Source organism: Bifidobacterium cebidarum (genome assembly GCF_009193305.1).
Taxonomy (GTDB): Bacteria; Actinomycetota; Actinomycetes; order Actinomycetales; family Bifidobacteriaceae; genus Bifidobacterium; species Bifidobacterium cebidarum.
Window position 1 is genome coordinate 42,459 of record NZ_WBVS01000004.1, and the last position, 13,978, is coordinate 56,436.

Annotated in this window: 14 protein-coding genes; 1 reads left to right on the plus strand and 13 read right to left on the minus strand. The window is 56.8% G+C overall.

The features are described 5' to 3' along the window. Positions 1–106 precede the first annotated feature (106 nt). Positions 107–2,236, minus strand: coding sequence for a bifunctional cytidylate kinase/GTPase Der (gene der, locus F7D08_RS05255; protein WP_152209623.1), 2,130 nt, complete (start codon positions 2,234–2,236; stop codon positions 107–109). Further along, a complete protein-coding gene (locus F7D08_RS05260) occupies positions 2,233–3,003 on the minus strand; it encodes a pseudouridine synthase (protein ID WP_152209624.1) in 771 nt (256 codons plus the stop codon). The genes der and F7D08_RS05260 overlap by 4 nt, the downstream gene beginning before the upstream one ends. A gap of 183 nt (positions 3,004–3,186) precedes the next feature. Here F7D08_RS05260 and F7D08_RS05265 point away from each other — a divergent pair, with 183 nt between their 5' ends. Then, a complete protein-coding gene (locus F7D08_RS05265) occupies positions 3,187–4,125 on the plus strand; it encodes an MIP/aquaporin family protein (RefSeq protein WP_152209625.1) in 939 nt (312 codons plus the stop codon). Here F7D08_RS05265 and F7D08_RS05270 read toward each other — a convergent pair. From F7D08_RS05270 to F7D08_RS05320, 11 genes are all read right to left on the minus strand, one after another. Next, complete coding sequence (locus F7D08_RS05270; RefSeq protein ID WP_226803384.1) at positions 4,039–4,374, minus strand: DUF3017 domain-containing protein; 336 nt, start codon at positions 4,372–4,374, stop codon at positions 4,039–4,041. The two genes, F7D08_RS05265 and F7D08_RS05270, sit on opposite strands and share 87 nt — an antisense overlap. A 92-nt stretch (positions 4,375–4,466) precedes the next feature. Beyond that, positions 4,467–6,104 (minus strand): bifunctional phosphoribosylaminoimidazolecarboxamide formyltransferase/IMP cyclohydrolase, encoded by a 1,638-nt coding sequence (gene purH / locus F7D08_RS05275; protein WP_152209626.1) that lies wholly within the window; start codon positions 6,102–6,104, stop codon positions 4,467–4,469. After that, positions 6,101–7,333, minus strand: coding sequence for a cell division protein PerM (locus F7D08_RS05280; RefSeq protein ID WP_226803385.1), 1,233 nt, complete (start codon positions 7,331–7,333; stop codon positions 6,101–6,103). Before F7D08_RS05280 ends, purH begins: the two co-directional genes overlap by 4 nt. Before the next feature lie 116 nt (positions 7,334–7,449). Continuing rightward, entirely contained in the window at positions 7,450–8,361 is a 912-nt protein-coding gene (gene sucD / locus F7D08_RS05285) for a succinate--CoA ligase subunit alpha (RefSeq protein ID WP_152209627.1), read from the minus strand. Beyond that, positions 8,361–9,578 carry an ADP-forming succinate--CoA ligase subunit beta gene (gene sucC / locus F7D08_RS05290; protein WP_264371452.1) on the minus strand — a complete coding sequence of 406 codons (1,218 nt, stop codon included), beginning with the start codon at positions 9,576–9,578 and terminating at the stop codon, positions 8,361–8,363. The genes sucD and sucC overlap by 1 nt, the downstream gene beginning before the upstream one ends. Positions 9,579–9,654: 76 nt before the next feature. Further along, complete coding sequence (locus F7D08_RS05295) at positions 9,655–10,236, minus strand: adenine phosphoribosyltransferase (protein ID WP_152209629.1); 582 nt, start codon at positions 10,234–10,236, stop codon at positions 9,655–9,657. 54 nt (positions 10,237–10,290) lie between these two features. After that, positions 10,291–10,716, minus strand: a complete 426-nt coding sequence (locus F7D08_RS05300) for a preprotein translocase subunit YajC (protein ID WP_152209741.1) — start codon at positions 10,714–10,716, stop codon at positions 10,291–10,293. An 89-nt stretch (positions 10,717–10,805) separates the two neighbouring features. Further along, positions 10,806–11,870: a Holliday junction branch migration DNA helicase RuvB gene (gene ruvB, locus F7D08_RS05305; protein ID WP_100493978.1), complete on the minus strand. Its 1,065-nt coding sequence runs from the start codon at positions 11,868–11,870 to the stop codon at positions 10,806–10,808. After that, positions 11,870–12,496, minus strand: coding sequence for a Holliday junction branch migration protein RuvA (gene ruvA, locus F7D08_RS05310; RefSeq protein ID WP_152209630.1), 627 nt, complete (start codon positions 12,494–12,496; stop codon positions 11,870–11,872). Before ruvA ends, ruvB begins: the two co-directional genes overlap by 1 nt. 68 nt (positions 12,497–12,564) lie before the next feature. Then, positions 12,565–13,149, minus strand: coding sequence for a crossover junction endodeoxyribonuclease RuvC (gene ruvC, locus F7D08_RS05315; protein ID WP_100493980.1), 585 nt, complete (start codon positions 13,147–13,149; stop codon positions 12,565–12,567). Positions 13,150–13,155: 6 nt separating this feature from the next. Further along, on the minus strand, positions 13,156–13,911 hold the full coding sequence (locus F7D08_RS05320; protein WP_152209631.1) for a YebC/PmpR family DNA-binding transcriptional regulator: 756 nt from the start codon (positions 13,909–13,911) through the stop codon (positions 13,156–13,158). Between the last annotated feature and the right edge of the window lie 67 nt (positions 13,912–13,978).

The following is a 13,978-nucleotide window of genomic DNA, read 5'->3' on the forward strand; positions in this document are numbered from 1 at the left end:
AAGCAACGGATAGATAATTTACCATGTGATGCAAATATTGCAAACCGGTAAAGGTTCAGCGTGTCTTCGCATCACATGGCGGTTGACGCAAATGTTGTAGGACTTGCTACTTGCGCTTCTTCTTTTCGCGGATGTTCACCGAAATCTGGATTGGAGTGCCTTCGAAGCCGAACTCCTCACGAAGCTGGCGTTCGATATAACGGCGGTATCCATGCTCCAGGAAGCCGGTGGCGAAAATCACGAAACGAGGCGGGCGTGTGGACGCTTGCGTAGCGAACAGGATTCGCGGCTGCTTACCACCGCGCAACGGATGCGGGTGCGCGGCCTGAATCTTGCCGAGGAACGCGTTGAGCTTGCCGGTGGGGATACGCTGATCCCAGGATTCCAGAGCGGTGTGCATCGCATTGGACAGACGGTTCGTGTGCCAGCCGGTCTTAGCGGAAAGGTTCACGCGCTGAGCCCAGGTCACACGATCGAACTCGGTGTTCCACAGGCGTTCCAGACGCTGCTTGTCGAACTCGTCCATGGCATCCCACTTGTTGAACACCAGCACGATTGCGCGTCCGGCATCCACTGCAGTGGACATGACCTTCAAATCCTGGTCGGAAATCGGCTGGGAAGCGTCGAACAAGATCAGAGCCAGCTCGGAACGCTCGATGGCAGCCTGCGTACGCAGTGAGGAATAATATTCCGCGCCGGTCAGTTTATGCTGACGACGTTTGATGCCTGCGGTATCGATGAACAGCCAGTCCTCACCATCGATGTCGATGATTTCATCGACCGGATCGCGTGTGGTGCCGGCCAAGTCGTTGACTACGGAACGTTCCTCGCGTGCCAGCTGGTTCAGCAATGAGGATTTGCCCACGTTCGGACGGCCCACCAGAGCGATGCGGCGCAAATTGGACGGGGTCAGGAAACCAGAGGTCTTTTCCGCCTTCTTCAACTTGTCGAGCGCGGCGTCGAGCAGCTCGCCTACTCCCCTGCCGTGCATGGCGGATACCGCGTACGGTTCGCCCAAGCCGAGTTTCCAGAACTCCGCAGCCATGTATTCGCTGGCATGGTCATCAATCTTGTTGACGGCCAGCGTAACCGGCTTACCGGCGGCTCGCAGCATCTTGACGATGCGTTCGTCGGTATCGGTCATACCGACCTGGGCATCCACCACGAACACCACGGCATCGGCCAGCTGCACAGCCACCTGAGCCTGCGATGCGATTGCGGAGTCGATGCCTTCCACATCGGCTTCCCAGCCGCCGGTATCCACGAGTTTGAAATCAGTGCCGGCCCATTCGGCGTCATAGCTCACGCGGTCACGCGTTACGCCAGGGGTATCTTCCACCACTGCGGCTCGGCGGCCGAGGATACGATTCACCAGCGAGGACTTGCCCACGTTCGGACGGCCCACCACGGCAAGCACGCCGACCGGCTTAGGACCGGCCTTACGCGTGCCTTCGGTGAAGCCACGACCGGTGATCAACGCCTCATCGGCCTCGTCGAGATCATAGCCTTCAAGGTTTGCCGCATACTGCTCATATTCCTGGTTTTCGATGGCGTCTTCCACCAAACCAATCAGTACATCCAGCGTATGCTCGAAATCCATATCCGAATTGTCGACGGTGGTCACGCCATCGGCTGCGGCCATGAAACTGGTTACTTTGGAATCGGCCTTATCGCGTGCAGCCACATCCTCGGCGCCGACCCCAGAGACAGCCTGACCGGTGCGACGGGCCTGACGGACCTCCTCGCGCGCGGTCAGGAGCACGCGCACTTCAGCGTCAGGAGCCACCACGGTCGTGATATCGCGCCCCTCGGCCACGATGCCCAATCCACCGGAGAATGAGTCCACGGACGCTTCGCGGGCAATGTAGGCGCGCTGTGCAGCGATCAGTACGTTACGTACCGGAATCACGTTCGAGACCTTCGACACATGGGAGGAGACCTCCGAGGAGCGAATAGCTTCGGAAATATCCTCATCATCGGCGAAGACCCGCGGATCGTCTGGATCGACGGAAATATCGAAGTGATCGCCGGTGAAGAACTCGCCCACGGCTTCGGTGACGATACGCTCATCCACAGTTTCGGCATCAAGGTCAATGCCCTGCTTCAGGCACCACCATGCACAAGCGCGATACATGGCGCCGGTATCGAGATAAGCGTATCCGAAATACTTGGCCAATGCTTTCGACGTGGATGATTTGCCTACGCCGGCAGGACCATCAATGGCAACACGGATCACAGACCGACCTCCTTGGACAGTGAACGAACCTCAGTCTGGGACAGTACGCGGTAGGAACCGGATTTCAGATCGCCGAGCTTGATTGGGCCGATTTGGGTGCGAACCAGTCGCTTGACCGGGAAGCCAATCGATCCGAAGATACGGCGGACAATACGGTTCTTGCCGGAGTGCAGTACGACTTTAACCATGGTGTAATCACGGCTGGCATCGATGATGGCGCAGTGGTCGAGCTTGATCCAGCCGTCATCCAGCTGTACGCCGGTCTTAACCAGGCGACGGCACACGGTGCCGGACAGCTTGCCTTCAACGGTGGCGATATAGGTCTTCTCGACTTCGTACTTCGGGTGCATGACGTGCTGGGACAGTTCGCCGTCATTGGTCATGAGAATCAGACCTTCGGAATCGTAATCCAAACGGCCCATGTGGAAGATGCGCTCGTACTTGTCTCCCACGATATCGCGCAACGTGTAGCGGCCCTTCGGATCCTCCATGGCGGACAGCACCTTGCGAGGCTTGTTCAGCGCAAGGGTGATATGGTTCGGGTTCACGCGCACGCGGGAACCGTCCACGCGCACCTGCTGTGTCTTGGGGTTCACACGGGAACCGAGCTCGGTGACCAGTTCGCCATCTACCTCAACGCGGCCTTCGGTGATCATTTCCTCACACTTGCGGCGAGAGCCGAAGCCTGCTTGAGCAAGAAGCTTCTGAAGACGAATGGAATTGGAATCATCATACGCTTTTTGAGCGCGGGAATATGCGTTTGGCATCGTTCTCCCAACGTGGCCGGGCAGGTTGTTATGTCAACCTGAATCTAATAATCGGGTTGGCTTGGCTGAAATTCACAGCTATTTCCAACCTTTACATAATACCGCATGGCCGGACTACTGATAGACTTGCAACCGTTTGTGCGGATTCGTCCGCCTTCCAATAGATGAAAAGGATTACAAATCATGGAAGAAACTAAGCAACAGCCGCTTGCCTTGCGTGTATGCGCTGAATTGGCTGGCAGCCTTCTGCTGTGCTTCGCCATCTATGCATTCTCCACGTGGGGCTCTGCTGTATATGGCGTGAATGTCGTGTTCATCCCGTTCGCCACCGGTTTGGCTTATGCGGTGATTACTACGCTTTTCGCTCGTATCTCCGGCGGTCATCTCAATCCCGCCGTTACCGTGGCTGCGGTACTGACTTCTAAGACCGCGCTGGTTGACGGTGTTTTGTATGTGATCGCACAGGTCGTTGGCGCCATTGCCGCTGCGTTTGCCGTAGTCAAGTTGCTGCCCACTTCCGAGCAGGTTGCCGCAAAGGTGTGGCTCTCCCCCGCCGTGAATGGTTTCGAGCAGGGTTCCGTCTCCTACACGTTACTCACTCAGTACGGTATTACGTTCTCCGTGACGCTGGCGATTATCGTGGAAGTAATCGCCTCCTTGATTGTGGTGGGCGCGGCAATGTCCTCGATGGATAAGACCAGCGAGTCTCATGGCCGTTACGCTTTGACAATGGGCGGCGCATACGCCATCGCCGTGGCCATCAGCTATCCGGTGACTGGTGCCGGTCTCAATCCTGCCCGTTCCACTGGCATCGCCTTGGCTGCAGTGAATGAAGGCTTGACTCAGAATCCGCTGCAGCAGCTGTGGGTCTTCTGGATTGCGCCGGTTCTGGCTGCCGCCATTGTGGCTTTGGTGATGATTGTGGCGCAAATGGCCACTGCCACGAAGCCGAAGGATGCGTCTGCCGCTGCTGTTGCGGAAGTTACCGGTGAGGATAAGAACGCTGAGCAGAAGTCGTTTGATGATGCAAATGCGTCAGCGGAGGAAGGCGCTGGAGAACAGGCCGAAGAAACTGAAGTACGTGATCAGCAGGCCGATTCCCAGGGCGATGCCGATAAATGAGTCGAAGGCAACTGATCGCACCTTCCACGGGCTTTTCTCGCGCATAATAAGCCGAATCAGCCCAGTGGTGATGGCCGTCACGGAAAGCAATACCGTGGCGGCCATTGTGTATCCGAACGCCGCCACGACGGCAATAACAACAACGATCCCCAGCACGATCCACTCGAACCAGGGTTTGCCTTCATGGGCTTCGGATACGAAGGGATGATTATGCATGGTGCTCTTTCTGATATTCCCGGAAACGAACATTCGTGATATATGATACGGTTCCCACCGCCATAGGTGATGGGAACCGTATCGCTTGCATCGTATTCGACAAGCCGATCAATGATCAGTGACGATCAGTGGAAGAAGTGACGGGTACCAGTCAGATACATGGTCACCCCTGCCTTCTTGGCGGCTTCGATAACTTCCTCATCGCGGATGGATCCGCCAGGCTGCACAATGGCCTTCACGCCTGCGTCGATCAGCACCTGAGCGCCATCGGCGAACGGGAAGAACGCGTCGGAAGCGGCAACGGAGCCGGTGGCGCGATCGGCGCCATCGGCCAATGTGTTGGCACGCTCGACGGCAAGATGGCAGGAATCCACGCGGTTGACCTGACCCATGCCAATACCCACGGTGGCCTGGTCATGGGCCAGCAGGATGGCGTTGGACTTCACACAGCGAATGGCGCGCCATGCAAACACGAGATCCTTCAGCGTGTCAGCGTCAGCTGCCTCGCCGGAGACCAGCTTCCAAGCGTCCGGGTCATCACCGGTGGCGTTGATCAGATCGGTGTCCTGAACCAGCAGACCGCCATCGATCTGGCGTACGGATTCGTGGCCCTTCGGCGGCTCTGCGACCTTCAGAATGCGCAGGTTCTTCTTCTTGGTCTGCAGCAGCTCCAGAGCTTCGGCATCGTAATCGGGCGCCACAATGACTTCCGTGAAGATTGGACGCACGCTTTCGGCCATCTCAAGCGTCACCTTGGAGTTGCAGGCGATGACACCGCCGTATGCGCTCATCGGATCGCAGGCATGTGCCTTCTTGTGTGCTTCGGCTGCAGTGGCGCCGATAGCCAGGCCACACGGATTGTTGTGCTTGACCACGGCAACGGCGATGGAAGGAGCCATGTCCCATACGGTACGCCAGGCGGCGTCGGCATCCACGTAGTTGTTGTAGCTCATCGGCTTGCCGCCGAGCTGTTCGGCGTGCGCGAAGCCGGTCTGGTTCAGCGGATCGATGTACAGTGCGGCCTGCTGATGAGCATTCTCACCGTAACGCAGCGTATGGGCACGATCCCAAGTGCGGGTGTACTGTGCCGGGAACTTCTGGGAGTTGACTTCAGTGCCCTGGTCGTCCTTATCCACTTCAACGGATTCCAGGGAAGCGGGCTTCGTCCAGTGCTTGGAGGTCCACTCATTGATCGTGGCATCGTAGGCGGCGGTGTGGGCGAAAGCCTTGGCGGCAAGCCACTTGCGCTCCTCGAGAGAGAATCCGGTACCATCGGCCACGCGAGCGGCGACCAGTGCGTAATCCGCCGGGTCGGTCACAATGGCGACGGTCGCATGGTTCTTGGCCGCACCGCGAACCATGGACGGACCGCCAATATCGATCTTTTCGATGGTGTCGGCCTCATTGGCGCCGGAACGAACGGTATCGGCGAATGGATACAGGTTGACGACCACCAGATCGAACGGCTTGATGCCGAACTCCTCGAGCTGCTTGGCATGCTCGGGATTGGTCATATCAGCCAGAATGCCGGCATGAATATAAGGGTGCAGCGTCTTGACACGGCCGTCCAGGCATTCGGGGAAACCGGTGACATCAGACACCTCAGTGACCTTGACGCCCAACTCAGCGAGCTTCTTAGCGGTTGATCCAGTGGATACGACTTCGGTACCTGCCTTCACGAACGCGTCGGCGAGTACTTCGATCCCTTCCTTGTGGAAAACGGAAACCAGTGCCCGTCGTATCGGCCTGTTCGTGTTTGTCATCCTTGTTCCTCCTTGGATTTTTGGGGTTGTGACACGTCTGAGTCCAGCTTGGCGTTAGCGCTTGAAGCCGTGGGAACAGCGACGTTGGAAGACTTGGTTTTTCCAACTATCCAGAATATCGAAAAAACGAGTGCGGTGCCAATCAGAGCTATAAGCCATGCCGCCGCGAGCCCTAATGCCGTCGGATGACCGACGGTTCTGGTCGAAACCATAACATCTACACCTACATGGGAGAGGCGGTGCTTGCCCAACGATCCATTCGACAACGCGAATAGCAGTGTGAAGCCTAAGGATACGAATACCGCACTGATGCAGAAGGAAACAGCGGGATAGACCAAATCCAATACCACGGGTACGCGCATGCGCGCATCGCGTACCTTCATCGGTCGATACCGGAATCCCTGAGGAAGGAAAAGCGTCAGAAGACCGACGAGAAGAGCGATTGCGAACGGCGTGCACATGGCAACGGTACGCCAGAGTCCGCTGGTCACGGGTTCGGGGAGAATGCCGAACACCGGCACTGCGGGCAGTGAACTGGACTGCCCAACCCATAACGTGAAATTGGCGAGCTCGCCAATGGCGAAGCCTGCGCCGAACAGCCAGGATATGGCCCAAATCATCACGTTCGGCAACCATATCAGCATGGCTATGGTGGTGAGGATCCGCGATCCCGTTTCCATGCCTGACATGTTGAATATGGACACCACTACCGCATTATTGAGCACTATCCAGATAATTACCGTGATGAGACCGGCAACGAGATACAACGTTGCGATGATGGCACTGATGATGCCACCTAGGGTGAGTGAACGGAGGGCCTGCACGGAAAGCAGTTCCCGCGCCTTGGCATTCACCGATTTCAGAAAGTCGGAGTGCGTCACCGCTGCAAGACCGTAGCCTAGAGCGAAGATGAGTGCGGCCTTGAGCAGAATCAGCCATTGCGGGTCCACCAGGCCCCCGCCGATAGAGCGTCTGAATGACTCATTGATAATTAGCCAGGCCACCAAACCGGCCGCCCCCGCATGAATGGACAGTGCCTTGAGCCTGACGACGACAGTCTCGACAAGCCAAATCAAGAGAACGGTGAGCAGTAAGGGAATGATGGTAAGCGTCACAGCATCGGTTTCGAAACCGGAGCCTTCGCTCAGCAGTACCATCGCCTGTGTGAGCGATGCCGTACTGCCTGTGAGATTGTCACCGCCTTCTTCCATGGAGATGACAAGCAGCATCAAGGCGATGTAGCATCCTATAGCAATGGCATACACGGCCATGGATGCGAGAGCGGCGACAATCCCCCGCATCCATTGGCGTATCACTGTTTTCATAAAGACCGTTCTGTACGCGATCAGATGATATTGGCCTTGGTAAGCAGATCGCGCATGATCTGTGCAGCTTGGCCAGGGGTCTTGCCCACGGGGATTCCCGCCGCTTCGAGAGCGTTCTTCTTATCCTGGGCAGTACCCTTGCCACCGGAGACGATGGCACCTGCATGGCCCATCTGCTTGCCCTCAGGGGCGGTGAAGCCAGCAATGTAAGCGACTACGGGCTTAGTCATATAATCCTTGGCCCATGCAGCCGCCTCCTGCTCGGCGAAACCACCGATCTCACCAATCATCATGACGGCTTTGGTGTCGGGGTCAGCCTCGAAAGCTTCCAAAGCTTCGAGCAACGTGGTACCGACGATAGGATCGCCGCCGGCACCAAGGCAGGCGGTGAAACCGATATCGGAAAGCTCGCCCATCAACTGGTAGGTCAAGGTACCGGACTTCGACACCAGGCCCAGAGGGCCACGACCGACGATGCCGTCAGGGATGATGCCGAGATTGACGCCGGGATTCCCCAAAGTGACCAGTCCCGGGCAATTCGGGCCGATAATGCGCACGCCCTTCTCAAGAGCCAGTTCGACGAAATATGCGGAATCGGCTACGGGAATGCCCTCTGTGATCACGACGATCAGTTTGATGCCGGCTTCCACGGCTTCCACAACCGCGTTCTTGGCGAAACGCGGCGGTACGAACACCACGCTGGCCTGTGCGCCAGTGGCCTCACGCGCTTCGTCGCAGGTGGCATATACCGGGATATCCACATCCTCGCCGTTACGGGCAGCCTCAAAGGTCACAGCCGTGCCGGCCTTACGCGGATTGACGCCGCCGACGATGTTGGTGCCGGCCTTAAGCATACGGGCGGTATGAGTCATGCCCTGATGGCCGGTCATACCCTGAACGATGACGGGTGCGCCGTCTTCAACAAACAACATCAGCGAATCTCCTTGGACTGAGTGGCCTCGGCGGCGAGCTGGGCAGCCTTCTGAGCTGCGCCTTCCATGGTTTCAGACACGTGAATGGTCGGGTTGGCGGCTTCGGCGAGAATATGCAGACCTTCAGCTGCGGCGTTGCCGTCAAAACGAACGACGATTGGCTTGGAACTGCCGAGGGTCTTAACGGCTTCGAGAATGCCGTTGGCCACTTCCACACAGGAGGTGATACCGCCGTAGACGTTGATGAACACCGATTCGACCTGTGGATCGGAAAGCACGATTTCCAGGCTCTGTGCCATAACCGTGGCCGATGCGCCACCACCGATGTCCAGGAAGTTGGCCGGCTTGATGCCGGTTCCCTGCTCTTCGCCCGCGCCGGATACGGCGTCGAGGGAGCTCATGACCAGACCTGCGCCATTGCCGATGACACCTACTTCGCCGTGCAGATGCACATAGTGCAGGCCATGCTCACGAGCCTTCTGCTCGAATGGGTCAGGAATGATCGGATCTTCGAAACGGGTCCATCCATCATGACGGAACGCGGCATTGTCGTCCAGGGAAATCTTGGCATCAAGCGCGCACAGCTGCTTGGATGATTCATCATTCGGATCGCCGATCTTGGCCAACGGATTGATCTCCACCAGTGTGGCGTCGTTTTCCTTGAAGCAGCGCCACATTTTCAACAGAATCTGGGCGGCCTGATCGACGTCGGCATGATAGAAGCCAATGCTTTCGGCCATCTTGGTCGCGGCCTCGAGATCGAAATCACCAAGAGCTTCGATGTGCAGTCGTTTGACGGATTCAGGGTGCTCTTTGGCGATTTCCTCAACCTCGGTGCCGCCGTTGGCGGTGGCGAGCACGTCGAAATCTCGGGAAGTACGATCCACGGAGATGGACACATAGTATTCGTGCAGGATGTTCTTGGCCTCAGCCACCAACACACCAGACACCTTGTGCCCATGGATGGTCATCGGGAGGATGCTCTCCGATTCGAGAATGGCCTCATCGCGATTGCGGGCGATCTTCACGCCGCCCGCCTGACCACGATGGCCGATCTTCACCTGTGCCTTGATAACGCATGGGTAGCCGATCTTATCGGCGGCTTCGGCGACTTCATGGGAGTTTTGGGCGAAAATGGCACCCGGAGTGGGGATGTCCTGTTCCTCAAGCAACTCTCGCGCCTGGTATTCGTAAAGGTCCATGGATCCTTCCCTAATGAAATGAATAATCCGGCATGTAACTGTACATGTTACATGCCGGACCTCATAAAGTGGCGATTAACTGGTGAGACAATCAGGCTGGCATCGAAATGAGCGAGCTCACTGGCACATCGCCCAGCTTGTCAAGACCATCCAGACCATTGAGCTTCATCACGAAACTGAATCCTGCGACCTTGCCTCCAGCCTTTTCGATGAGATCGGCTGCGGCCTTGGCAGTACCACCAGTGGCGATGAGATCGTCGACAATCAGGACGCGTTCACCGTTCTGAATCGCGTTGGTCTCGATTTCGACACTTGCTGTGCCGTATTCCAGATCATACGATTCGCCAATGGTCTTCGGCGGGAGCTTGCCAGCTTTGCGCACGGCGATGAAACCCTTGTTGAAGTGCTCGGCAAGTGATGGGCCGAACAGGAAGCCACGGGACTCAAGGCCGGCGATGGCGTCGAATTCATCCGGCTTCACCGGCAGTGATTCTTCAAGTGCCTTGAGGAGGATCTTAAGACCGCGCGGATCGGCAATCACCGGCATGAAATCACGGAAGATAATGCCTTCCTTAGGAAAGCCCGGTACGGAACGTACAAGGGAGACCAGATATTCGGCGTCTTCCTTGCCTACGATGTTGAGTGCTTCGATTGTGATATCCGACTGTGCCATGTTGATTGCCTTTGCCAGTTTAGTAACGGATGACTGCTCTACCTCGAGAAAACCTTACTTGGTCTCAGTTTCGGTGTTGTTGCCTTCAGCGGAATCGGACTGGGAATCGTTTTCGGCTACAGTGGTGTCGATCGGTTCCTGACCAGCCTCGTCATTGGCCGGAGCCTCATCGGCTTCCTCCTGCTGCAGCGGGTTGCCGTTCTCGTCTACTTCGTCATCGGAGACATACGCAGGGCGAACGTATTCACGGGCGATGGCATTGAATCCGAAGCGCAGCTTGGAGCCCTCGGAATCGATGACGATCTCCTCGTATTGCTCATCGACTTCCACAACCTTGCCGATGACCTGACCAATGGTGATGACTTCGGTGCCCGGCTTCAAGTTGCGACGGAAATCCTGCTTTTCTGCCTGCTGCTGCTTGGCCTTCTTGGACTGCCACCACATCATGCCGCCGATGACCACAATCATGACGATAAGCATTGCGTATGAAGAATTCACGGAAAACTCCTTTAGAACAACGGCTAAGACATCAATTGACATATAGCCGGATTGTGCAAACAGGCTAAAGTCTAGAAGAGCTTGCTGACATCATCGCTGGGTGTCAGACCAAGATGCTGCCATGCCTTTTCGGTTGCTACACGTCCTTTGGGCGTTCGAATCAGAAAACCTTCACGCACCAGATATGGTTCGCACACGGTCTCCACGGTCTCTGATTCCTCTCCCACCATAGCGGCGAGATTGTTGAGTCCCACTGGCCCGCCGTTGAAGTTACGCACGATGGCATTCAACACAGCAATATCCAGACGGTCCAGACCTTCCGAATCGATTTGGTACAAGGCCAATGCTTCTTTTACGTCCGCCGGACGTACCACGATCAAATCATGGACGATGGCCCAGTCGCGTACACGGCGCAGCAGCCTGTTGGCGATACGCGGTGTGCCGCGGGAGCGCAAGGCCAATTCATGCGCCGAGCCTTCATCGAGATTGACGCCCAACACGTTGGCCGAACGTTCGATAAGCTTCTCCAGTTCCTCATGAGGGTAGAAGTCCAAGTGCGCGGTGAATCCGAATCGCGCCCTCAGCGGGCTGGGCAGCATGCCTTCACGGGTGGTGGCTCCAATCACCGTGAAGCGTGGGAGCGTCAATGGTATTGAGCTTGCACCTGGCCCCTTGCCCACCATGACGTCCACGCGGAAATCCTCCATGGCGATATAGAGCAGTTCTTCCGCCGCTCTTGGCAGACGATGAATTTCGTCGATGAACAGGACCTCGCCAGTATCCAGAGAGCTGAGAATCGATGCCAGGTCCCCCGCATGCTGGACAGCCGGCCCGGAGGTGACACGAATTGGCACTTCCAATTCGTTGGCCACAATCATGGCCAACGTGGTTTTGCCTAGTCCTGGAGGACCGGCGAGCAGAATATGATCCGGCGGCACATCACGTTTGCGTGCAGCATCCAGGAACAACTGGAGCTGGGCCTTGAGCCGAGGCTGGCCGATAAAACCATCCAGTACATGAGGGCGCAGCTCTTCATCACTGACGGGCTCGTTGCCAATCGGCTGCGAGGAGACCATGCGCAGGGATTCCTCATTGGCGCCGGTGTTTGACGTTCCGAAATCAAGTGATTCGTTCATCAACGTCCCCTATCCATCAAAGTCAAAGCAAAGCGCAGCACTCGAGGTACATCCTCTGCCGCCAATGGTGTATTGATGTCATTATCCGCAATAGCCTCGGTGACCGCCTGCTGCGCATCCTGCTGACGCCACCCCAGCGAGATCAGGCCTTCCACGACTTGCTCCATACCGGTGTCGATAGGCTGCTGCGGTGCGGTTTCAGCAGTGTGCGCTCCTTCGATCTGGTCCAGGTCAATCGAACCTTTCAGCTCAAGGATTATTTTTTGCGCACCTTTTTTCCCTAAGCCTGGAGCTTTGGCTAAGGCTGTGGCATCGTTGTCGGCAATGGCGTGCGCCAGTTGGATTGGCGTCAACGTGGAGAGCAACGATTGCGCAACTTTCGGACCAATGCCTGAGACTTTGATGAGCTGCAGGAATGTCTTTTTTGCGTCCCTGTCAAGAAAGCCATGCAGGGTTACCGCATCCTGTGAGATATTCATATACGTATAAATGCGGGTTTCCTGCCCTGCATGAATCCTACTGAGGTCAGAAGAGGACATACGAACCTCGTATCCCACTCCCCCAACATCAATCAGTGCAGCGTCAGATTCCACCGAATCAACTCGGCCGGTCAGCATGCCAATCATCTACGCATCCTTTCACGCCGTGGTCTTTTTAGCCCGATATCAGTAATCGAACAACTGTTCGAAGTATACTACATGCCGCGGTCGTGATTCATGCGTCGACGTGCCGTATGCTGTGCCGCCTCGGCCCATTGGCGTTGCGCAGGAGTCAAGTGCTGTTCCCTCTCGCCGCCCTGAAGGGCACCGGCCGGTCGTAAAGCATGACATATGGCCAACGCCAATGCGTCGGCTGCATCGGCCGGAGTAGGCATTTTCGTGAGATTGAGGATGCGCGTGACCATGCGTTCCACTTGAATCTTTTGCGCCTGGCCATTACCGGTAATGGCCAGCTTAGCTTCCGTCGGCGTATGCAATGCAACCGGGATATTGCGTTGTGCGGCTGCGAGCATGGCAAGCCCTGCTGCCTGTGCCGTGCCAAGTACCGTATTGCGATTGGACTGCGCGAACACGCGTTCGATGGATACGCTATCAGGTGCAAAACGGTCCATTTTTTCAGACAAACCATTGTAGATTGCCAGCAGACGCAAATCCTGGGAGATATCAGGAGAGGAACGAACAACGTCGACGTGAATAAACGAAAGCCGGCGATGTTCGCCGGCTTCAATCACGCCGACCCCGCAGCGTGTAAGCCCGGGATCGACGCCAAGAATAATCACTGGTGATTACTCCTCATCAAGCTGGGCCATGACCTCGTCGGAAGCGGTCCAGTTGGAGTAGATGTTCTGCACATCGTCCAGATCATCGAGGTTGTCGATGAGCTTGGAGACCTTGCGAGCATCGTCGAGGCTTAGTTCGACTTCGTTCTTCGGCTGCATGACCTGATCGGCGGAATCGTAGTCGAAACCGGCATCCTGCAGGGCCTTGCGCACGGCGAACAAATCGGACGGGCCGGTGATGACGGTGTAGACTTCTCCGTCATCGGTCACGTCTTCGGCGCCAGCCTCAGCGGCGGTTTCGAAGAGCTTATCGTAATCCACGCCTTCGGAAGGAACCACAATCTGGCCCTTACGCTCAAAGTTGAAGGACACGGAGCCGGAGGTGGCCAGAGAACCGTTGCCCTTGGTCAGGGTGGAACGGACTTCTGCGGCGGCACGGTTGCGGTTATCGGTCAGGCACTCGATGATGAGGCCGACGCCTGCGGGAGCGTAGCCCTCGTACACGATGTCCTCATAGTTGGCGGCACCGTCTTCGGCACCGGAGCCACGCTTGACGGCACGGGCGATGTTGTCGGCCGGCATGGAAGCCTTCTTGGCCTTGTAGATGGCGTCGTACAGGGACGGGTTGCCGTCCGGGTCGCCACCGCCGAGACGAGCGGCGATTTCGATGTTCTTAATGAGCTTGGCGAAGAGCTTGCCGCGCTTAGCGTCGATAGCGGCCTTCTTGTGCTTGGTGGTCGCCCACTTGGAATGACCTGACATTGGTGCTCCTAGCGATTAAACGAATGATGTCAAACGGAATGATTGTAGGCCGGTAATCAGACATAGC

Excerpts from the sequence above, each read along its gene's own strand:
- F7D08_RS05295 (WP_152209629.1), bottom strand. The coding sequence starts at position 10,236 with ATGGCACAGTCGGATATCACAATCGAAGCACTCAACATCGTAGGCAAG.
- purH (WP_152209626.1), bottom strand. The coding sequence starts at position 6,104 with ATGACAAACACGAACAGGCCGATACGACGGGCACTGGTTTCCGTTTTC.
- F7D08_RS05270 (WP_226803384.1), bottom strand. The coding sequence starts at position 4,374 with ATGTTCGTTTCCGGGAATATCAGAAAGAGCACCATGCATAATCATCCC.
- F7D08_RS05300 (WP_152209741.1), bottom strand. The coding sequence starts at position 10,716 with ATGCTTATCGTCATGATTGTGGTCATCGGCGGCATGATGTGGTGGCAG.
- F7D08_RS05260 (WP_152209624.1), bottom strand. The coding sequence starts at position 3,003 with ATGCCAAACGCATATTCCCGCGCTCAAAAAGCGTATGATGATTCCAAT.
- ruvB (WP_100493978.1), bottom strand. The coding sequence starts at position 11,870 with ATGAACGAATCACTTGATTTCGGAACGTCAAACACCGGCGCCAATGAG.
- F7D08_RS05265 (WP_152209625.1), top strand. The coding sequence starts at position 3,187 with ATGGAAGAAACTAAGCAACAGCCGCTTGCCTTGCGTGTATGCGCTGAA.
- sucD (WP_152209627.1), bottom strand. The coding sequence starts at position 8,361 with ATGTTGTTTGTTGAAGACGGCGCACCCGTCATCGTTCAGGGTATGACC.
- F7D08_RS05320 (WP_152209631.1), bottom strand. The coding sequence starts at position 13,911 with ATGTCAGGTCATTCCAAGTGGGCGACCACCAAGCACAAGAAGGCCGCT.
- F7D08_RS05280 (WP_226803385.1), bottom strand. The coding sequence starts at position 7,333 with ATGCTGCTTGTCATCTCCATGGAAGAAGGCGGTGACAATCTCACAGGC.
- ruvA (WP_152209630.1), bottom strand. The coding sequence starts at position 12,496 with ATGATTGGCATGCTGACCGGCCGAGTTGATTCGGTGGAATCTGACGCT.